The sequence below is a fragment of the Pantoea agglomerans NBRC 102470 genome (assembly GCF_001598475.1).
GTDB lineage: Bacteria > Pseudomonadota > Gammaproteobacteria > Enterobacterales > Enterobacteriaceae > Pantoea > Pantoea agglomerans.
Genome location: NZ_BCZA01000012.1, coordinates 28,874 through 50,277 on the forward strand (window position 1 = coordinate 28,874; position 21,404 = coordinate 50,277).

The 21,404-nt window shown below is 57.5% G+C and carries 17 protein-coding genes; 6 read left to right on the forward strand and 11 right to left on the reverse strand.

What is annotated here, in order from left to right; translation table 11 throughout:
* The first annotated feature begins 109 nt into the window (after positions 1–109).
* Together malP and malQ are read left to right on the forward strand one after the other, a co-directional pair.
* Positions 110–2,515: a maltodextrin phosphorylase gene (gene malP / locus PAG01S_RS19310; protein ID WP_062759597.1), complete on the forward strand. Its 2,406-nt coding sequence runs from the start codon at positions 110–112 to the stop codon at positions 2,513–2,515.
* 9 nt (positions 2,516–2,524) lie between these two features.
* Positions 2,525–4,606: a 4-alpha-glucanotransferase gene (gene malQ / locus PAG01S_RS19315; protein WP_062759598.1), complete on the forward strand. Its 2,082-nt coding sequence runs from the start codon at positions 2,525–2,527 to the stop codon at positions 4,604–4,606.
* A 252-nt stretch (positions 4,607–4,858) separates the two neighbouring features.
* On the opposite strand, the gene nfuA is transcribed toward malQ, so the two are convergent.
* Complete coding sequence (nfuA, locus tag PAG01S_RS19320) at positions 4,859–5,434, reverse strand: Fe-S biogenesis protein NfuA (protein ID WP_010253194.1); 576 nt, start codon at positions 5,432–5,434, stop codon at positions 4,859–4,861.
* A gap of 58 nt (positions 5,435–5,492) precedes the next feature.
* Positions 5,493–6,173: a DNA utilization protein GntX gene (gntX, locus tag PAG01S_RS19325; protein ID WP_062759599.1), complete on the reverse strand. Its 681-nt coding sequence runs from the start codon at positions 6,171–6,173 to the stop codon at positions 5,493–5,495.
* Between the two features lie 34 nt (positions 6,174–6,207).
* Here gntX and bioH point away from each other — a divergent pair, with 34 nt between their 5' ends.
* Positions 6,208–6,981, forward strand: a complete 774-nt coding sequence (bioH, locus tag PAG01S_RS19330; RefSeq protein ID WP_062759600.1) for a pimeloyl-ACP methyl ester esterase BioH — start codon at positions 6,208–6,210, stop codon at positions 6,979–6,981.
* Between the two features lie 173 nt (positions 6,982–7,154).
* Positions 7,155–7,424 carry a YdgH/BhsA/McbA-like domain containing protein gene (locus tag PAG01S_RS19335; RefSeq protein WP_010671554.1) on the forward strand — a complete coding sequence of 90 codons (270 nt, stop codon included), beginning with the start codon at positions 7,155–7,157 and terminating at the stop codon, positions 7,422–7,424.
* Here the strand turns inward: PAG01S_RS19335 and PAG01S_RS19340 are convergent, their stop codons facing one another.
* The 4 genes from PAG01S_RS19340 to yjbE form a co-directional block, all read right to left on the reverse strand.
* Positions 7,425–9,110: an alpha-amylase family glycosyl hydrolase gene (locus tag PAG01S_RS19340; RefSeq protein WP_010253185.1), complete on the reverse strand. Its 1,686-nt coding sequence runs from the start codon at positions 9,108–9,110 to the stop codon at positions 7,425–7,427.
* A 128-nt stretch (positions 9,111–9,238) separates the two neighbouring features.
* On the reverse strand, positions 9,239–11,566 hold the full coding sequence (locus tag PAG01S_RS19345; RefSeq protein WP_033768072.1) for a Tex family protein: 2,328 nt from the start codon (positions 11,564–11,566) through the stop codon (positions 9,239–9,241).
* 103 nt (positions 11,567–11,669) lie between these two features.
* Positions 11,670–12,143, reverse strand: coding sequence for a transcription elongation factor GreB (gene greB / locus PAG01S_RS19350; RefSeq protein WP_010253180.1), 474 nt, complete (start codon positions 12,141–12,143; stop codon positions 11,670–11,672).
* A 182-nt stretch (positions 12,144–12,325) separates the two neighbouring features.
* Positions 12,326–12,574: an exopolysaccharide production protein YjbE gene (gene yjbE, locus PAG01S_RS19355; RefSeq protein WP_010253177.1), complete on the reverse strand. Its 249-nt coding sequence runs from the start codon at positions 12,572–12,574 to the stop codon at positions 12,326–12,328.
* Between the two features lie 537 nt (positions 12,575–13,111).
* Between yjbE and ompR the strand changes: the two genes are divergently transcribed.
* Entirely contained in the window at positions 13,112–13,831 is a 720-nt protein-coding gene (gene ompR / locus PAG01S_RS19360; RefSeq protein WP_003853014.1) for an osmolarity response regulator transcription factor OmpR, read from the forward strand.
* The gene (gene envZ, locus PAG01S_RS19365) at positions 13,828–15,195 is read left to right on the forward strand and encodes a two-component system sensor histidine kinase EnvZ (protein ID WP_010253168.1); all 1,368 of its coding nucleotides are present in this window, start codon (positions 13,828–13,830) and stop codon (positions 15,193–15,195) included. The genes ompR and envZ overlap by 4 nt, the downstream gene beginning before the upstream one ends.
* A gap of 39 nt (positions 15,196–15,234) precedes the next feature.
* Here the strand turns inward: envZ and pckA are convergent, their stop codons facing one another.
* The 5 genes from pckA to PAG01S_RS19390 all read right to left on the reverse strand — a co-directional run bounded on the left by pckA (position 15,235) and on the right by PAG01S_RS19390 (position 21,397).
* A complete protein-coding gene (gene pckA / locus PAG01S_RS19370; protein ID WP_010253165.1) occupies positions 15,235–16,854 on the reverse strand; it encodes a phosphoenolpyruvate carboxykinase (ATP) in 1,620 nt (539 codons plus the stop codon).
* Positions 16,855–17,222: 368 nt separating this feature from the next.
* On the reverse strand, positions 17,223–18,089 hold the full coding sequence (gene hslO, locus PAG01S_RS19375; RefSeq protein WP_010671560.1) for an Hsp33 family molecular chaperone HslO: 867 nt from the start codon (positions 18,087–18,089) through the stop codon (positions 17,223–17,225).
* A 49-nt stretch (positions 18,090–18,138) separates the two neighbouring features.
* Positions 18,139–18,543: a ribosome-associated heat shock protein Hsp15 gene (hslR, locus tag PAG01S_RS19380; protein WP_010253159.1), complete on the reverse strand. Its 405-nt coding sequence runs from the start codon at positions 18,541–18,543 to the stop codon at positions 18,139–18,141.
* A gap of 13 nt (positions 18,544–18,556) precedes the next feature.
* Entirely contained in the window at positions 18,557–19,204 is a 648-nt protein-coding gene (yrfG, locus tag PAG01S_RS19385) for a GMP/IMP nucleotidase (protein ID WP_010671561.1), read from the reverse strand.
* 57 nt (positions 19,205–19,261) lie between these two features.
* Complete coding sequence (locus PAG01S_RS19390; RefSeq protein ID WP_062759601.1) at positions 19,262–21,397, reverse strand: intracellular growth attenuator family protein; 2,136 nt, start codon at positions 21,395–21,397, stop codon at positions 19,262–19,264.
* Between the last annotated feature and the right edge of the window lie 7 nt (positions 21,398–21,404).

Sequence of the window (21,404 nt, forward strand, 5' to 3'; positions counted from 1 at the left end):
TCGCTTTTTTCCTCACTCCCGTCTTTACTTAACGGTTGCTGGCACCCGGTTGCCAGCCCGTGCGCTTTCTATTTTTGCTTCACCTCATTGCGTAACAGAAGGGAGTGATATGCCGCAGCAAAAATTTAATAAAGCCCGTTTTAATGCCGCCTTTACCCGCCAGTGGCAACAGTTAAGTCTCCGTTCCGCCCAGCAGATGACCCCGCACCAGGCGTGGCAGGCGGTCAGCGCGGCGCTGGCGGAGCTACTGGACGCACAACCGGCACCGCGTCCGGCTGTGCAGCAGCGTCACGTTAATTACCTCTCGATGGAGTTTCTGATTGGCCGTCTGACCGGCAACAACCTGCTCAATCTCGGCTGGTATAACGACGTCAAAGCGGCGCTGGCTGAGCACGAGTTCGATTTAACGGAACTGCTGGAGCAGGAGGTCGATCCGGCGCTGGGCAACGGCGGGCTGGGACGACTGGCCGCCTGCTACATGGATTCGATGGCAACGGTGGGGCAGTCCGCCACCGGCCACGGACTGAACTACCAGTATGGCCTGTTCCGCCAGTCTTTCGATGATGGTCAGCAGATTGAAGCGCCCGATGACTGGCAGCGTGAGCGCTATCCCTGGTTCCGCCACAACGCGGCGCTGGATGTGGAAGTCGCGATGGGGGGCCGGGTAGAAAAGCAGGAAAACGGCGGCGTACGCTGGCTGCCCGATTTTACGCTGCGCGGCGAGGCCTGGGATTTGCCGGTGACCGGCTACCGCAACGGCGTGACGCTGCCGCTGCGTCTGTGGCAGGCCGTGAGTGCGCATCCTTTTGATCTCACGGCGTTTAATGACGGCAATTTTCTGCAGGCGGAGCAGCCGGGCATCGAGGCGGCAAAACTGACCAAAGTGCTCTATCCCAATGACAACCATCAGGCCGGCAAGCGGCTGCGCCTGATGCAGCAATATTTCCAGTGCGCCTGTGCGGTGGCGGATATCCTGCGTCGTCACCATCTGGCGGGACGCAGTATTCACAGCCTGCCTGACTTTGAAGTGATTCAGCTTAACGATACACATCCCACCATCGCCATCCCGGAGATGCTGCGCGTGCTGCTGGATGAGCATCAGCTGAGCTGGGATGAGGCGTGGCAGATCACCAGCCGGTTGTTTGCCTACACCAACCACACGCTGATGCCGGAGGCGCTGGAGCGCTGGGATGAGAAGCTGATGCGCAGTCTGCTGCCGCGCCATATGCTGATCATCAAAGAGATCAACCAGCGGCTGAAAAAGCAGGTGAAGCAGCGCTGGCCGGATGACAAAGCGATGTGGCACAAGCTGGCGGTGGTCGCTGACGGTCAGGTGCGGATGGCGAATCTCTGCGTCGTCAGCGGGTTTGCGGTCAACGGCGTGGCGGCGCTGCACTCAAGCCTGGTGGTCAGCGATCTTTTCCCGGAATATCACCAGCTCTGGCCGCAGAAATTCCACAACGTCACCAACGGCATCACGCCACGCCGCTGGCTGAAGCAGTGTAATCCGGCGCTGGCCGGGCTGATTGATGAGACGCTGAAAACCGAGTGGGCCAATAACCTTGAGGCGTTAAGCGGTCTGGAGGCCTATGCCGACGATCAGGCGTTTCGTCAGCGCTATCGCAGCATCAAACAGCAGAATAAAGCGCAGCTCACAGAGTATATCGCCCGCCACACGGGGATTATCGTGAACCCGGCCGCGCTGTTCGATGTGCAGATCAAACGGCTGCATGAGTACAAGCGCCAGCACCTCAGCCTGCTGCATATCCTCTACTGCTATCAGAAGCTCTGTCATAACCCGGAGGATGTCACCTCTACGCCACGGGTGTTCCTGTTCGGGGCCAAAGCCGCGCCGGGTTATTACCTCGCCAAAAATATCATTTACGCCATTAACAAGGTGGCGGAGGTGGTGAACAACGATCCACGGGTCGGCGACCGACTTAAAGTGGTGTTTATCCCGGACTACCGCATCACCGTGGCCGAACTGATGATCCCGGCGGCCGATCTCTCAGAGCAGATCTCCACCGCCGGGTATGAAGCCTCCGGCACCGGCAACATGAAGCTGGCATTGAACGGTGCGCTGACGATTGGCACGCTGGATGGCGCCAATGTCGAGATTGCCGAACAGGTGGGTGAGGAGAATATCTTTATCTTCGGTCACACCGTGGATGAGGTCAAAGCGCTTAAGGCGAAAGGCTATAACCCGAAAAAGGTGCGTAAGCAGAACAAGCCGCTGGACGATCTACTGAAATCGCTGGAGAAGGGCAAATTCAGCAACGGGGATAAACATGCGTTTGACCTGATGCTGGAGAGCCTGACGAAACATGGCGATCCCTGGCTGGTGCTGGCCGATTTCCAGGCCTACATCGAGGCGCAGCAACGGGTGGAAGCCCTGTGGCGCGACCCGGAAGGCTGGACCCGCGCCGCCATCCTCAATACGGCACGAACCGGCATGTTCAGTTCGGACCGGTCAATTCGTGACTATCAGCAACGTATCTGGCAGGCACCGCGCTAAGGAGCAGCAATGAAGCAACATTCACTCGGTCAGGCCGCCCGTGCCGCGGGAATTTCACTTGACTACATCAACGTCAATGGCGAGAAAGAGGCGATCAGCGATGAGACCCTGCAGGCGCTGCTGGCGGTGATGGACGATCCGCAGGACGCAAAAAAATCGCCGCTGCCGCCGGTCGCGGTGTTCAGCGGCAGTGGCAAGCGACAGCTGACGCCACAGGGCAGCGGCGTTTACCGCTGGCAGTTGCAGACTGAAAAGGGCAAACAGCACAGCGGCGAGTTAACCGCCGGTGAGCCTTTTACGCTGCCTGGCCCGCTGGCGCAGGGGTACCACCAGCTCACACTCAGTAAGGGCAAAAAAAGCTGGCAGACGCGGCTTATCGTCGCGCCGCGCCGCTGCTATCTGCCTCCGGCGCTGGAAGCGGGGGAAAAACGCTGGGGTGCGCTGGTGCAGCTCTACACCGTGCGCTCTGAACAGAACTGGGGCATCGGCGACTTCGGCGATCTCGACCAGCTGCTGGTGCAGCTGGCTGAACGCGGTGGCGATTTCGTCGGGCTGAATCCGCTGCATGCGCTCTATCCCGCCAGCGCCGGTTTCGCCAGTCCGTACAGCCCGTCGTCGCGCCGCTGGCTGAACGTAATCTATATCGACGTCAGTCAGGTGGCCGATTTTCAGCAAAGCGCGGCGGCACAGAAGTGGTGGAACAGCGCCAGAACCCGGAAGGCGCTGACCAAAGCGCGTGAGGCGGAGCTGGTTGACTACGAGGCCGTAATGGCGCTTAAGCTCGCTGCGCTGCGGCACGCCTGGGCACACTTCCAGACGCGAGACAGCCAGAGCGAAGAGCATCAATCCTGGGCGGCCTTTGTGCATGAAGGCGGCGACAGCCTGCGTTATCAGGCCGCCTACGACGGCATACAGCTGGAGCGGCGGGCAGACAAGGCGCAGCAGGGCGGCTGGCCTGCGTGGCCGGAAGGGTGGCGCAACAGCCAGTTGCCGGAGGTGCAGCAGTGGTGTGCACAGCATGAAGAGGAGATCGCTTTCTGGCAGTGGCTGCAATGGCTGGCGCAGCAGCAGTTCTCTGGCTGCTGGACGCACAGTCAGGCGCTGGGCATGAGCGTCGGACTCTATCGTGACCTGGCTGTGGGCGTGGCGGAAGGCAGCGCGGAAACCTGGCACGACCCGGAGCTTTACCGCCTCAAGGCCTCGGTGGGTGCGCCGCCTGACCGTCTCGGTCCGCTGGGACAAAACTGGGGCTTACCGCCGATGGATCCGCATGTCATGAAGGCGCGCGGCTACCAGCCATTTATCGACATGCTGCGCGCCAATATGCGCGACTGCGGCGCGTTGCGCATCGATCACGTGATGTCACTGCTGCGTCTGTGGTGGGTGCCTGCCGGGGAGACGGCGGATAAAGGCGCCTATGTGGCCTATCCGGTCAACGATCTGCTGGGCATCCTGGCGCTGGAAAGCCACCGGCTGCGCTGCATGGTGATTGGCGAAGACCTGGGCACTGTGCCCCAGGAGATTGTCAGCCTGCTGCGTAAAAGTGGCGTCTTTTCATGGAAGGTGCTCTGGTTTGAGCAGGAGAAGGATGAGCGCTATCGCGCGCCGCAGGACTATCCGCGCCAGTCGATCGCCAGCGCCAGTACGCATGATCTGCCTACGCTGACCGGCTTCTGGGAGCAGGGCGACCTGGCGCTGGGTGAGAAGATTGGCCTCTATCCGGGCGATGCGGTGAAAGCGTTACATCAGCAGCGCGCCGCGCAGAAGCAGGCGCTGCTGGATGCGCTGCATCAGGCGGGCGCCTTACCGGCACGCAGCCAGAAGAAGGCAGAGAAGCTCACCATGACGCCTGCGCTGAATCGGGCAATACATCGCTTCCTGGCGGATACCGACAGTGCGCTGCTTGGCCTGCAGCCTGAGGACTGGCTTGGCATGACCACGCCGGTCAACGTCCCGGGCACGGTGGAGCAGTACCCTAACTGGCGACGCAAGCTGAGCAAAACGCTGGAGGAGATCTTTGCGGACAAAGAAGTGAATGCACTGCTGAAGGTGGTCAGCCAGCAGCGTCAGTCAGGACAGAAAGGGCAATAACAGAAGCGCGGCAGCCAGGCTGCCGTTTCTGACCGATGATAAAACTTGATCAGAATAAATCTGGCAGCAACTGCTCAACTCAACACGCAGGGAGCGCGGGCAGAGGAGGAAAGCGTCCCGCGTCAGGGATGGCGCGGGCCGAGCGTGTCAGGGATGACGGATTTTGCGTCTTTCCGATCTGACCGCGTTCCCTGAGCAGGCTCGATCTCTCAGCGGAGAGGGCAGATTCTGACTGCAAACCCCGCTTATTCATCAGTAGAACGAGTGTTCACCGCGCTGATGCTCAGTAATATCCCGCACGCCTTTGAGTTCCGGGAAGGCGGCCAGCAGCTCTTTCTCGATACCATCTTTCAGGGTCACGTCGATCATCGAACAGCCGTTACAGCCGCCGCCAAACTGCAGAATGGCGTAGCCCTCATCGGTGATCTCCATCAGCGACACGCGACCACCATGGCCGGCCAGCTGTGGGTTGATCTGCGCCTGAAGCAGATACTCAACGCGCTCAACCATTGGCGCATCATCAGAGACTTTACGCATTTTGGCATTCGGCGCTTTCAGCGTCAGCTGTGAACCAAGATTGTCGGTAACGAAGTCAATTTCAGCATCTTCCAGATACGGCTTGCTCAGTTCATCAACGTAAGCAGAGAGCTTTTCGAACTTCAGTTCGGTGTCAGTAGCTTCAACGGCATCGGGCGGACAGTAAGAGACGCCACACTCGGCTGTTGGCGTACCCGGGTTAATCACGAATACGCGAATCTGGGTGCCATCTTCTTGTTTGGATAGCAGTTTAGAAAAATGTTCCTGGGCAGAGTCAGTAATTCGGATCATGTCGATTGCTCAATAGTTGACTAATTTAGTTGGTTATAATACGCCCATCAAAGACGCTCTACAAGGTACGGCACAGGCACCAGACCTGCACGCTGGCGGCACCCTGGGCCATTAACAGGCGGCTGATTTCATCTACCGTACTGCCGGTGGTAATGACGTCATCCAGCAGAGCGATATGGCGTCCCTGCACCACCATTTCAAGGCAGAAAGCACCCCGTAAGTTGGTGCGGCGCTGGCGGGCGCTGAGCTGATGCTGTAATGCGCCCCCGCGCTTGCGGGAAAGACCTTCGCGCCACTCACATCCCAGCCAGTGCGCCAGCGGTGCGGCCAGCAGTACCGTCTGATTAAAGCCACGCTGCCAGCGTCGTCGCCGATGCAGCGGAACCGGCAGCAGCAGATCGGGACGCGGCACACTGCCACGCCGGTAAACATTAAGCCAGCTTAGCAAAAGCAGCCGCGCCAGCATCACCCTGAGTGCGGTTATGTGAGAAAATTTAAGCTGGTTAACCCACTGGCTGAACGGCGGACAATAGTCATTGACGCAGATCAGCGCCTGCCAGGCGGGCGGTTTAAGCTGGCAGCGGCCGCAGGCGACCTTTGCTGAACCTGCCGGCAACCCGCAGCGTGGACAGAGCAGCGGTAACGGCGGTAATCCGCGCAGACATAAGCTGCAGATGCCGTGCCGGGCTATCCGCAACGGCATCCGGCATAGCCAACATAGGGCGGGCATTGCTAGCATAGCGACCTCCTTATCATTTTCGGGATAGTAACTGATGACGTCGCTCTACTGGCACACCTGCGGAGAAGGAAAACGCGATCTTGTGCTGCTGCACGGATGGGGACTGAATGCCGAAGTCTGGCAAAGCATCATTCCGCGACTCAGCGCGCACTATCGCCTGCATCTGGTCGATCTGCCCGGCTATGGCCGCAGCCAGCATTTCGGTGCGCTGACGCTGGAGCAGATGGCAGCGCAATTGCTGCCTGCGCTGCCACCACAGGCGATTGTGGTGGGCTGGTCGCTGGGCGGACTGGTGGCGACGCAGCTGGCGCTGAGTGCGCCAGAAAAACTGGCTGCATTGATCACCGTTGCCTCGTCGCCCTGTTTCACCGCCACAGAGAGCTGGCCCGGCATTAAACCGGAGACGCTGCAGAACTTTCAGCAGATGCTCAGCAACGATTTCCAGCGCACGGTGGAGCGCTTTCTGGCGCTGCAGACGCTGGGTACCGAAACGGCTCGCGCCGATGCGCGGCAGCTGAAAGAGGTGGTGCTGTCGCAGCCGATGCCGGAGGTGGCGGTGCTGGATGGCGGACTGGATATTCTGCGCCAGGTCGATCTGCGCGACGCGTTACCGCAGATTACGCTGCCGTTCCTGCGACTCTATGGCGCGTTAGATGGACTGGTGCCGCGCCGGATTGCGGCGGAGATAGATGAAATGTTGCCAGCATCGCCCTCAGTGGTTATCGAAAAAGCCGCACATGCGCCTTTTATTTCCCATCCTGAGAGCTTTTGCCAGCATATTGTTAATTTTATCAGTAATCTGCCGTGATAATGACGCTTTGAACTGGCAAAATCGCAGACAGCAGCAATACTTCTCTCTGTGAGCGAGGCCGTTGCAATTTTATGTGATTAGTCATGGAAATGACTATGCCGTTCCATACTGCCTTACGCGTTTAGCGGCTGCTTACATCTCACAATGGATCATGAATGAGGGTAAACATAATGAAGGTTTTTAAATGGGTTGTGGCTTCAATGATGATGGGCGCGATTTCATTTTCTGCGATGGCAGCGAAAGAAGTCACCCAGGAAGAAGTTAAAACAATGAACCTGCAAAAGATCGGCAACGTTAACACCACGGCGGAAACCACCTCGCCAATGGATGCTAAGAAAGTGTTGTCGAAGCTCGCTGACGAAAAGGGCGGTAAATATTACCGCGTGATCGCAGGCCGCGAACACGGTAAATTCAGTGCAACGGCTGAAGTCTACAAGTAATTAACGTAGCCACATGAACTGCCAGGCATCCAGCTTAACCGGCTGGGTGCCATCAATTTTCTCTCCGCTCACCACATCCTGCAACGTATGCGCCACCGGTAATTGCGTCTCCACTGACCGTCCACTGAGATTAAACACGCACAGCAGCCCGTCGCCGCTTTCTGGCTGATGACGTCTGAGCACCAGCACGGCATTTTCGCTCTCATAAAGCGTCATCGGATTATCCGGGTGAAACGCAGGCTGACGACGACGCAGCTGAATCAGTTGCCCGAGCCGGGTATAGACCTGCTGGCGCAGCCAGTTACCGCCCGCCAGATCTCCCTCAATCTGCTGTAAATCATACTTCTGCCGATTAATCGCCCGGTTGTGTCCGGCGGCGCGCACGCCATCGTAATGGTTACGACCACCCAGAATGCTCTGGATATAGATGGCAGGCACGCCGGGAAAGACCAGCAGAATCGCATGGGCCAGCAAAAAACGTTTCAGCCGCGTGGCGTCATCGTCATCTTCACGGTTGAGCGCATCCAGATAGGTGACGTTGATTTCATAGGGGCTGGTGGTGCCGTCAGGGTTGTTTTTATAGGAGACCAGCGCGCCTTCCAGCGCCAGATCGCGCACCAGCGCCACAATCTCTACTTCAGACAAAATGCCGCGCGCCGGATTAAGGCCGATGCCGTCGTGTGACGCCAGAAAGTTGAAAAAGGTGGTGTCGTTGCTGCTGAGATCCAGAGCGCTCGCCCACTGCCGCAGTGCGCGCGCCGAGCCGGTGTGAATCGCATGCAGTACCAGCGGCGGCAGTGAAAACTGATAGACCATCTGCGCCTCATCGTGCCCGTTGCCCAGATAGCTGATGTTGTCCTGATGCGGCACGTTAGTCTCGGTGATAATCACCGTGCCAGGCGCAACCTGGTCGGCAATAGCGCGAAACAGCTTCACCAGCTGATGAGTCTTTTCCAGATGAATACAGCGCGTGCCGGGCGTTTTCCACATGTAGCCGACCGCATCGAGACGCACATAGTCAGCGCCGCGTTTCAGGTAGTCGAGCAGCACATTGACCATGCGCAGCAGCACCTCAGGATTGGCAAAGTTGAGGTCGATCTGGTCGGCGCTGAAGGTGGTCCAGATAAAGCGGGTTTCGCCATCCGCCATTTTAAACGGCGTCAGCAGCGGCGAGGTGCGCGGACGCGTCACGGCGCTGAGATCGGTGGCGGGCGGCATACTGATAAAGAAATCGTCCCAGCCGGGATCCTGCGCCAGGAAGTGGCTGAACCAGGCGCTGTGTGCCGACATATGGTTGCAGACAAAATCGAACATCAGCCGGGTTTCCTGATGCAGCCGCGCAATGTCCTGCCAGTCGCCGCACAGCGGATCGACCTGATGGTAATCAATCACCGAAAAGCCGTCATCGGACGACCAGGGGAAAAAGGGCAGCAGGTGAACCAGCGGAAACGTGGATTGCAGGTGCTGCTGATAGAACCGGGAAAAGGTGCTGAGCGTGGGTTTATCGGCTTCGCGAAACTGATCGGCATAGGTGATCAGCACCACATCCTGCTCATCCCAGTGTGCCTTGCGCGGCAGCTTAATGGCCTCGCGGGCGGTGGCGATGTCAGCCAGCAGGCGCGCAAAGGTCGCCTCCGGAAATGTGCCAGCATAAATCTTATCAATCAGATCGGTGATCGTTTCCATCGTGAATTGGGTGCCACAGCAGGTGTTGTTTTTATGACAGGCGTCTTTTTAGCGTAGCGCGATGGCGGGGATTTTCAACCGGGGAGAAGGGTGTGAAGAGGGGGCCAGGCAGTGGCCCCCTGAAAAGCTTAGCGTTTTTTACCGAAAGCCGCAGCCAGCGCATCACCCATCGCACTGTTACCTGCTGACGAGCTGACCGGACGCGGACGACCTTTCGCGTTGTTCTGACGTTTCTCTTCGCGCGGAGCAGCGTTCTTCGCGCCACCACGGGCATTGCCTTCGCCTGGCTGCTCATCAAGACGCATGGTCAGAGCAATACGCTTGCGCTGGAGATCGACCTCCATCACTTTCACTTTGACGATATCGCCCGCTTTCACCACCTGATGCGGATCTTCCACGAAGCGATCGGAGAGCGAAGAGATATGCACCAGGCCATCCTGATGCACGCCGATATCCACAAATGCACCGAAGTTGGTCACGTTAGTGACGGCACCTTCGAGGATCATGCCCGGCGTCAGATCGTTCAGCGTCTCTACGCCTTCAGCGAACTGTGCGGTTTTAAACTCAGGACGCGGATCGCGGCCCGGTTTCTCCAGCTCTTTCATGATGTCGGTGACGGTCGGCAGACCAAAACGTTCATCAATGAAATCGCGGGCGCTGAGATTACGCAGGCTGCCTGCGTTGCCCATCAGATCGCTCAGTGCCTGCTCGGTGGCGGCCAGGATGCGCTCCACCACCGGGTAGGCTTCCGGATGCACAGTTGAGGCATCCAGCGGGTTATCGCCATGGTTGATGCGCAGGAAGCCCGCACACTGCTCAAAGGCTTTTGGCCCAAGGCGGCTCACTTTCAGCAACTGCTGACGGTTCTGGAAGCGGCCATGCTCATCACGCCAGCCGACAATATTCTGCGCCATCATGCGCGTCAGGCCCGCCACGCGGGTCAGCAGCGGCACCGAGGCGGTGTTGAGGTCAACGCCGACGGCGTTCACGCAATCTTCCACTACCGCGTCGAGTTTCTTCGCCAGCTGGCTCTGACTGACGTCATGCTGATACTGACCCACACCGATCGATTTCGGGTCGATTTTCACCAGCTCAGCCAGCGGATCCTGCAAACGTCGGGCAATCGACACCGCGCCGCGCAGCGAAACATCGAGATCCGGGAACTCCAGCGCCGCCAGTTCAGAGGCCGAATAGACAGATGCGCCAGCTTCACTGACAATCACTTTTTGCGCCGTGACCTGCGGGAACTGCTGCTGCAGATCCAGGAAGAAGCGCTCAGTTTCACGTGAAGCGGTGCCGTTGCCAATCGCCACCAGCTCAACCTGATGCTTAATGCAGAGTGCCGCTACGGCGGCCGCGGCTTTCGCGGTCTGGCCGGTATGCGGATAGACGGTATCGGTCGCGACGACCTTGCCGGTGGCATCGACCACCGCCACTTTGACGCCGGTGCGCAGGCCCGGATCCAGCCCCATGGTGGCGCGCATACCGGCGGGAGCGGCCATCAGCAGATCGTGCAGGTTGCGGGCAAAGACGTTAATCGCTTCATCTTCTGCGCGTTCGCGCACCGTGCCCATCAGCTCCGTTTCCAGATGCAGCATCACCTTGATGCGCCACGTCCAGCTCACCACCGCTTTACGCCAGCTGTCGGCAGGAGCGTTATTCAGGCGCAGGTTCAGGTGCTCAGCAATCAGCGTTTCGCCGTGGCTTTCACGCGGTGCTTCATCAAACTGTGGATCGGCATTCAGCGACAGTTGCAGCACGCCTTCGTTGCGGCCACGCAGCATCGCCAGCGCACGGTGCGACGGCACGCCGCTGAGCGCTTCGTGGTGATCAAAGTAGTCGCGGAACTTCGCGCCCGCTTCCTCTTTGCCTTCCACCACGCGTGACACCAGATGGGCATTTTTCCACAGGTAATTACGCACTTTCGCCAGCAGCGCGGCATCTTCAGCGAAACGCTCCATCAGAATGTAGCGGGCACCATCCAGCGCGGCACGGACGTCGGCGACGCCTTTATCGGCATCGACATACTGTTCGGCAAGCTGCTCAGGAATGTGAGACGGCTCCTGCCACAGCGTCTCCGCCAGCGGCTCCAGACCCGCTTCGATAGCGATCTGTCCACGCGTCCGGCGTTTCTGTTTGTAGGGCAGGTAGAGATCTTCAAGCTCGGTTTTGCTGAGGGTGGTGTTGATCGCGCGGGCGAGGTCGTCAGTGAGTTTCCCCTGATCGTCAATCGACTTCAGAATCGACTGGCGTCGCTCTTCAAGTTCACGCAGATAGCTGAGGCGGGTTTCCAGCTGGCGCAACTGGGTATCATCCAGCCCGCCGGTGACCTCTTTACGATAGCGTGCGATAAACGGCACGGTATTCCCTTCATCCAGCAGGCGAACGGCGGCGTCAACTTGCTCTGGACGCGCCTTGAGCTCACTGGCAATTATCTGGCTCAGAACTTTCATCATCAGGATTGTCTTGCTTTCCGGGTTGAGAAATAGCCGACAGTTATACGGATTGATGGTTAAAATTGCCAGAGACGCGGGCGGCTTTCAGCGATAATCTGAAGGGTTATTGCGGGTAGTCAATCGCGTTGATATACCACAGCGCCGGCCCCACTGGCGTCTCGACGGTGGCAGCATCGCCGACCTCTTTTTTCAGCAGCGCCCGCGCCATGGGCGAGTCGATGGAGATGTAATCTTTGCGGCCAAAAATCTCATCGTAGCCCACAATGCGGAAGCGTTTGAGGTCGCCCTCATCGTTTTCAATTTCCACCCAGGCGCCAAAGAAGACTTTGCCATCCTGCTGGGGTGAATAGTCAACGATACGCAGCTGTTCAAGACTTTTGGTCAGATAGCGAACGCGACGGTCGATTTCACGCAGCCGTTTTTTGTTGTACTGATAATCGGCATTTTCACTGCGATCGCCAAGACTGGCAGCCCAGGTGACTTTTTTTGTCACTTCCGGTCGCTCTTCACGCCAGAGATAGTCGAGTTCTGCTTTCAGCTTATCGAAGCCTTCGCGGGTAATGAGTCGGGTTTTCATGCTATACCGGCCAGAGAGATCCAAAGAGGAACAGTGTAAGACAAAGGGGGCGCGGCAAAAAAGGGCGGGGAAAGGGTTTTTAAAGGCTAAAAACCCACGTTGACTTCCCCGGCGGCGAAAGGGTTGGTGCTGAACAACAATCTGAAGCCAGTAATCTGAAGCTGTAAAAGAAGTCGTGATACTTATTTACCGGCGTGAGTCGCCGTGGTGGTCGATGTACCGGTGCTGTGACCGTCACCGCCGCCGCCGCCCATGGTGGCCAGCGCAACGCCCAGCAGGGCTGCGACTGCGCCAACACCGATGGCGTTAGAGTTACCTTGTGCTGTGGTGGTTGCCGCTGCGCCAGCTGCTTCACCGGTGGCTGTGGCAGCATAAGCTGGAGTGACGCTGCTTAATGCCAGCGCGCTCAGCAGTAAAATTGTTTTTTTCATTGTGTGTAATCCCCGTTGAGACATCGAATGTTGCCTGAGCAGTCTGGTTGAAAACGGAGAAGGCGAAAAGTTGGCTTTACTGATTGATTTAACGGACTTTAATTTCAACTGGCCTTGCTGGTGGCACCGCTGAAACTAATCCGAGAGGAGAGTGGGGCGTTACGCAGGTTTGCTGGAATATTATGCTGCCTGACTGCTGTTGAGGTAGATTATCTGGAGCTTATCCAAAGTGATAGCTGATCATTAAGTCAAATTGTCTGCTAACTTGCTGAATTCGTTCATCGAATAAAAACTGGCCCGCTTCTGACGCCAGCGATTCAGAGAAACAGAGCCGTTTTTTCAGATTTGCCGTAACAGGGGCCGGGCAGCGCCAGACGCGTTAAAACTGACCCGAAATCGCCTTAAATCAAATATAAGCTCCTGTTTAATATGCTTTGTAACAATTTTGGCTAGAATATAAACCATTAATGACTGTCACTATAAGGCATCTTTTTTTAACAATGTTGGCTCAGGCAATAGCGCCTTTGGGAGTTGAAAATGCAAGAGAACTACAAAATTCTGGTCGTCGATGATGATATGCGTCTGCGTGCACTGCTTGAACGCTATCTCACCGAGCAGGGCTTTCAGGTGCGCAGTGTCGCTAATGCCGAGCAGATGGATCGTCTGTTAACCCGTGAATCCTTTCATCTGATGGTGCTCGACCTGATGTTGCCAGGCGAGGATGGTCTCTCTATCTGCCGTCGTCTGCGCAGTCAGAGCAACCCGATGCCGATTATTATGGTGACCGCCAAGGGCGAAGAGGTGGATCGTATCGTGGGGCTGGAGATCGGCGCTGACGACTATATTCCTAAACCCTTTAACCCGCGTGAGCTGCTGGCGCGCATCCGTGCGGTGCTGCGCCGTCAGGCCAATGAACTGCCAGGCGCACCTTCGCAGGAAGAGGCGATCATCGCCTTTGGTAAGTTCAAACTTAACCTCGGCACCCGCGAGATGTTCCGTGAAGATGAGCCGATGCCGCTGACCAGCGGTGAGTTTGCGGTGCTGAAAGCACTGGTCAGCCACCCGCGTGAGCCGCTGTCTCGCGATAAGCTGATGAACCTGGCGCGTGGCCGTGAATACAGCGCCATGGAACGTTCGATTGACGTCCAGATCTCCCGCCTGCGTCGCATGGTGGAAGAGGATCCTGCGCATCCGCGTTATATCCAGACCGTCTGGGGTCTGGGCTACGTCTTTGTGCCGGACGGCAGTAAAGCATGAAGCGACTGCGCTTCTCGCCTCGCAGTTCGTTTGCCCGCACCCTGCTGCTGATCGTTACCCTGCTGTTTGTCAGCCTGGTAACGACCTATCTGGTGGTGCTGAACTTCGCCATTCTTCCCAGCCTGCAACAGTTCAATAAGGTGCTCGCTTACGAAGTTCGTATGCTGATGACCGACCGGTTGCAGCTGGAAGATGGCACGCAGCTGGAAGTGCCACCGGCGTTTCGCCGGGAAATCTACCGCGAACTGGGGATCTCGCTCTACACCAATGCAGCAGCAGAGGAGAGCGGATTGCGATGGGCGCAGCACTATGAATTCCTGAGCGAGCAGATGGGCCAGCAGCTTGGCGGTCCCACCGATGTGCGGGTTGAGGTTAACAAAAACTCGCCCGTCGTCTGGCTGAAAACCTGGCTGTCGCCCGATATCTGGGTGCGGGTGCCGCTGACTGAGATTCATCAGGGCGACTTCTCGCCGCTGTTCCGCTACACCCTGGCGATTATGCTGCTGGCGATTGGCGGTGCCTGGCTGTTTATCCGCATCCAGAACCGCCCGCTGGTGGATCTGGAGCACGCCGCTCTGCAGGTCGGGCGCGGGATTATTCCGCCGCCGCTGCGCGAGTATGGCGCGTCAGAAGTGCGATCGGTGACCCGCGCCTTTAACCAGATGGCGGCCGGGGTGAAGCAGCTGGCGGATGACCGCACGCTGTTAATGGCGGGCGTCAGCCACGATTTGCGAACGCCGCTGACCCGTATTCGTCTCGCCACCGAAATGATGAGCGAGCAGGATGGCTACCTGGCCGAATCGATTAATAAAGATATCGAAGAGTGCAACGCCATTATCGAACAGTTCATCGACTACCTGCGTACCGGTCAGGAGATGCAGACTGAGCGCGCCGACCTTAACAGTGTGCTGGGCGAAGTGGTGGCCGCTGAAAGCGGCTATGAACGTGAGATCGAAAATGCGGTGATGCCGGAAGAGTTAATGCTGGATATCAACCCGCTGTCGATTAAACGGGCACTGGCTAACCTGGTGGTCAATGCCGCGCGATACGGTAATGGCTGGATCAGGGTCAGCAGCGGACGGGAACTGCATCGTGCCTGGTTCCAGGTGGAAGATGATGGACCTGGCATCAAGCCGGATCAGCTGGCGCATCTGTTCCAGCCCTTTGTGCGCGGCGACAGCGCCCGCAGCACCAGCGGTACCGGTCTGGGCCTGGCGATCGTGCAGCGTATCATTGATGCCCATCAGGGCTCGCTGGAGATTGGCGAGAGCGAACGCGGCGGTTTACGCATTCGTGCCTGGTTGCCGTTAGTGGAAAGCATGGCGCTGAGCCACAACAACGGCAGCAACAGCGTGTCGGGATGATAAAAACGGCGCGGCAGTTTCATTGCCGCGCCGCTTCTTTTAGCGTTGCGGGCCAGCTTTCACCAGCGCAGCACCTGCGGCGTTATCCGTGTACTTGTCGAAGTTATCAATAAAACGCTGCGCCAGACCTTCGGCGGCGGCGGTCCACTTCTCCTCACTCTCCCAGCTACGACGCGGATCGAGCGTATCACTATCCAGTTCGCCCAGCGTAACCGGCATCTGCAGATTAAAGATCGGCAGCGTTTCCATCGGCGCATCATCCAGCTCACCCGCCAGAATGGCATTGATAATGGCGCGGGTATTCTTCAGTGAGATGCGTTTGCCGCTGCCGTTCCAGCCGGTATTGACCAGATAAGCCTGCGCACCGGACGCCTCCATCCGTTTCACCAGCACTTCCGCATACTGCGTCGGATGCAGCATCAGGAACGCCGCGCCGAAACAGGCGGAGAAGGTGGGGGTCGGCTCAGTGACGCCACGCTCGGTCCCCGCCAGTTTGGCGGTGAAACCTGACAGGAAATGATACTGCGTCTGCTCCGGCGTCAGACGTGAAACCGGTGGCAGCACGCCAAACGCATCGGCGGTCAGGAAAATCACTTTCTTCGCGTGGCCCGCTTTTGAGACCGGCTGCACGATATTGTCGATGTGATTGATCGGATAGGAGACGCGGGTGTTTTCGGTTTTGCTGCCGTCGTCATAATCGACGCTGCCATCTTCGCGAACCACCACATTTTCCAGCAGCGCATTGCGGCGAATGGCGCGGTAGATCTCCGGCTCAGCCTGCTCAGAGAGGTTGATGGTTTTGGCGTAACAACCGCCCTCGAAGTTAAACACGCCATCATCGTCCCAGCCGTGCTCATCGTCACCGATCAGCTGGCGGTCAGGATCGGTAGAGAGTGTGGTTTTGCCGGTGCCCGAGAGGCCAAAGAAGACTGCCACATCGCCCGCTTTACCCACGTTTGCTGAACAGTGCATCGAGGCGATGCCTTTCAGCGGCAGCAGGTAGTTCATGATGGCGAACAGACCTTTCTTCATCTCGCCGCCGTACCAGGTTCCGCCAATCAGCTGCATGCGTTCAGTCAGATTGAAGGCGACAAAGTTTTCAGAGTGAAGACCCTGCGCCTGCCAGTCTGGATTGGTGCATTTGGCGCCGTTCATCACCACAAAGTCGGGAGTGAATTCGGCCAGTTCAGCGTCGTCAGGCTGGATGAACATGTTCTTCACGAAGTGTGCCTGCCAGGCCACTTCGGTGACAAAACGTACGCTCAGACGGGAATCGGCATTGGCACCACAGAACGCATCCACCACAAACAGGCGCTTGCCGGAAAGCTGGCGGGTGACGCAGCTTTTCAGCGCGTTCCAGGTCTCCTGCGACAGGGGCTGATTGTCGTTTTTGCCGGTGCCCTGGTCGTTCCACCACAGGGTATCGCGCGTGGTGTCGTCACGCACAATGTACTTATCCTTTGGCGATCGCCCGGTGAAAATCCCGGTGTCTACTGCAATCGCGCCGCTCTGCGTCAGGGTGCCACGAGCAAAACCTTCGAGGTCCGGGCGCGTCTCTTCCTGAAAAAGCGTGTCGTAATCAGGGTTGTAAACCACTTCCGTGGTATCCACGATGCCCAAAGCGGCAAGGTCTTGCGAGGTCAGGCCGTTAACGCGCATTTTACTGCTCCTTAAATCGGTGTCTGTTCTGCAAAGCAGAGATAGGTTGGGATCGTGCCACCGGCTGTTGTATCGGGTGCGGCAAATCACTGACAGTCGACTGCGCTTCGTCACGACAGCCTGCAAAGATCACCGGGCAATTCAGGGCATCTGCCTCTGACTTCCGGGCGTTTGCACGATCGCGCGCAGTTTACTCTTCTGCGTTAAGGGAAAAAGGGCAGTGATCTAAAAATGCGACTCAGGGCGCGTTAAGGCTATGTTTCGAACGTTTAAAAGATGTTATGAAAGTAAAAAAAGATAATTTGTCTGAAAAATTATGGGGATAGGCATGGGCGGCGGGGAAGGGGCGGCAGAAGCCGCCCGATAAATCAGTGAAGCTGGTTATTATTCTCAAGGGAGTGGCTGCGAATACCGGCGATATCGACGGCGTCAAACACGTAGTTTGAGCCGCAATAGTCGCAGTGCATGTCGATTTTGCCATCTTCCGCGATGATCTCATCCACCTCTTCCTGCGGCAGCGTGGTCAGTACTTCGCCACAGCGCTCACGCGAGCAGGTGCATTTGTAGATCACCGGCTGCGGATCGTAGAGGGTGACCTCTTCCTGATGGTAGAGACGCCACAGCGCTTCATTCGCAGGCAGATCGATCAGCTCTTCCGTTTTAATGGTTTCGGTCAGCGTTGCCAGATGGTCGAAAACCTCTTTCTCCGTATCCTGCGCAGGCATCACCTGCAGCAGAATACCCGCGGCGCCTTTGTCGCTGGTGCGGATAAACAGCCGCGTTGGCAGCTGCTCTGAGCGCATGAAGTAATCTTCCAGGCACTCCGCCAGGGTTTCACCTTCCAGTCCCACTACACCCTGATAACGTTCGCCCTTTTCAGGGGAAATGGTGATTACCAGATAGCCATTGCCCACCATGCTTTTCAGAGTACTGTCGTCCGGGATGTCGCCTTTGATACGCGCTACGCCGCGCAGTTCCTGGTTGTTGTTGCCGTTGATCACCGCCAGCGACAGCGGACCGTCACCCTGCAATTGCACGGTGATTTCGCCATCAAACTTCAGCGTGGCAGTCAGCAGGCTGGTGGCGACCAGCATCTCACCCAGCAGCGTTTTAACCGGTGCCGGATAATCATGGTTCTTTACGGTTTCACGCCAGGTGTCAGAGACGTTCACCAGCTCGCCGCGCACGGCGGCATTTTCAAACAGATAACGGTGCAGTTGATCCTGGGCTGACATATTTTTTCTCTCACTGGTACGGGGCGATGGCGCGTCAGCTAAGACGGCGTTATTCATCGCCCGATAATTTAAACTTCATCAAATCGCGACGCTCTTTTTTGTCAGGTCGCCGATCGGGATGGGGCATAGTCAGCGCATTCATTTTGCGCGCCTGCGCCATTTTTTCGCGTTTTTCAATGCTGGCATCGGTTTCGCGATAGAGCTGCTGGGCCTCGCTGGCGGGACGGCGCTGAGCGCTGATGTCCGCCACCACTACGGTGCGTTCATCGTTGCCCTGACGCAGTGTCAGTTCCGCATTCAGCTCTACCACCTTGCCGGGTTTGCTGCGCTGGCCGTTGTAATGCACTTTGCCGCCTTCAATCATCTCCCGCGCAATCGCCCGGGTTTTGTAAAAGCGCGCGGCCCACAGCCACTTGTCGAGGCGTACCTCTTCGCTGCTTTTCTCTTTCTTCATTGCTGCTCCTGACTCAGATCAGCGTCCGGTAGTCGCCGGTGGCGCGATGACGCTGAAAGATTTGCTCAGGACGACCCGAATCGGGGTTCTTTACGCCTAAGCACTCGCCGATGCCCCATGACGTCGCAGCATCCAGAATCACTTCGCTATCATCGATAAACAGCGTGCGCGGCGCAGAAAAGCCGGTGTGCTGTTGTACCGCCTGCCATAAACGTTGGTCTTCTTTCGGATACCCAAAGGTATGGGTGGAAAGTAATAAATCAAGGTGCGGCGCTAAACCTGTCTGCGCCAGTTTGACGTCCAGATTGTAAGGATGCGCGTTGGTCAGCAGGATTGTGGACTTGCCCGCGCGGCGCAGAGCCTGCAAAAAAGGCAGCGTATCGTCACGCAGCGCAATCCGGCTGCGCATCGCCCAGGTCATGGCACGGATGTCCAGCGCCAGCGCTTCTGCCCAGTAATCCAGACAATACCAGTTTAGCGTATGGGCGACGGCCTGATACTTTTCCGCGATGATCGCTTCGGCTTCCGCCCGGGTGATGCCGCGTTGCTGACTGAGTTGTTCAGGCACATGCTCCAGCCAGAAGTGACGATCAAACGCCAAATCCAGCAGTGTGCCATCCATGTCGAGCAGCACGGTATCAATCTCAGACCAGTTGAGCATGCGGATGTTTCACCCTGTAAAAAAACCGGGCGACAGGGTAGCACAGAAGGGCAGGGCTCAGAATATCGGGCGCACGCTCTGCAAAGTGCCGAGGTTATGATTGAAGCACTTGTCGTAATAGTGCTGGATATCGATCATGCGCTGGCGATTAAGGTGCATACGGCGCAGCGCCAGTAACCCATTGATCACACCGCAGGTCAGCAGCACCAATAGCAGCAATACGGTGCCGAGATAGCGCCACTGCGCCATGGCATCCGGTTCATTGTGCAGCACGATATGACGCGTGCCGTTGGCATCCGTTGAAATGCTGGTGATGATGCCGCTGGCGCTGAAAGGCGTATGCAGCAGCATGGCGGAGATACGTTGCAGTTCACGCCACTGAGAGGGCGGATCGAGATCAAACAGCGACACGGTTGGCTGAGGCTGATTCACCAGCTGGCGACCCTCGTCGCTGACGATCAGAAAACCCCCTGGCGGCGGGCTGTTAAGATTTTCTGCTGCACGACGGGTTTCGCGGAAAAAGAAGGTCGAGGTGGCGGTATTGACCAGGTTTTCCAGGGCTTCGGCACTGACCGGCCGCAGCAGCACATTCATGCCGTTTAGCTGGCCGGAATCTGCGCGACGCATCAGCGCTTCCCAGTCTTTGGCATTGCCCAGGTTCACCAGCGCATTTTTCAGGCGCATACAATCCTGTGGCTGATTACAGAGATCCTGCGTTTTCATCACCAGATCGGAGAAGTCATCCAGCAGGATCATGCCGGACTTCTGAATCGCGGAGGCCAGCTGCGGATTCAGTTTAGGATCGGTATTGGTTTCCGGATGCAGCTGCTTTGTGGTGGTCTCCAGCAGAGCAGCGGCTTTATCAATAATGTCCGATTGTGGCTGCGGCAACGGCGTGGCGTTATTCCAGTAGACTGCCGAGCAGTCGAACGGCATGAAGGCGTAACTTCGGTTGCTCTGATAGTTGTCCGGCACCGAACACATGCCGGTACCGCTCACTTTGAGGTTGTCGCCAATATTCAGGGGCACGCTGCTGAGTTTATCGACGCTGCTGACCTCCAGGCTGTCGGTGCCCCTGGCCCAGGCCAGACTGAGCTTGATCGGCATGCCGAGCGGGATCCAGGTGACCAGCATGGTCAGCACCATCAGTGAACCACAGGCCAGCACCACGTTTTTCCGCCAGCGCTGAATAGGGAAGTTTTTGACTTCATCCTGTAGCGACAGGAAGCGACCCTGACGCACCACCTGACGGTTAAGGTAGATCTCCACATCCGTCACCTGTCCGAGATCGTGCGCGACATAAGGCTGCCAGTGTGGTGGATAGGCGAGGTCAATAATCCCCAGTGTGATATTGCTCTGCTCCTGGTCCGATTCGCTGAACAGGCCCCAGCGCTTTGGCGCGCCGCGCAGGCAGTGTATGTCACGCAGGCCGCGCTCACCCGGAATGCGGTAGAGCAGCCACAGGCTGGCGGCAATCATGACTGCACCCGTCAGCACCAGCCAGATCATCAGCGTTGCGGGGACTAACAGGCTGAAGAAGGAGAGTAAGAAGGCAAGAGAGATGATCACCGCTTCACGCGTGCCATCTGGCCGCGACAGACGATACTCTTCCGGCGTCTCTTTGCGCACCTGCAGCAGTTCGACGTTTTCCGTTTCCGCTTTGCGGATAGAGGCGTTGGTCGACACCGGACGCATCAGCGTCGGCAGCGATTGCTGATCCACGGCGTAATCCACCAGCGAGTGGCCGTTCAGCGAGATCACCAGTGGAATAGATTGGGTGCGGATTAACTCAACGTAGTTTTCGTCGGCGATGTACTGTTCCCACAGCGGCGGCAGATGAACTTCAACTTCATCAAGGTAGTAGCGCCATTTATGGGGATCGTCCGTAGAGAGTCCGTAGCGGGTAATCGCACGGGTAACGGGGTAGACATTGTTGCTTTGTGCCGTCAGCGTCAGTCGTTCGGACGCGCTGCGCTTATCGGTCGTCACCGTGGTACGGGGCTGCTTTTCCAGCGCGGCGACATACTTATCAACCGCCTCACGCTCCTGAGCAGAGAGTTTACGGCAGGGCGGACTGATAAATGGCAGAGGTTTCGCCAACGGCGGACGATGCCGCATAGCGTACCAGAACCCAATGCCTGCCAGGATTGAACAGGTCAGCACTATGGCCAGGATCATCAAGATTGTGCTCATGCTCTGC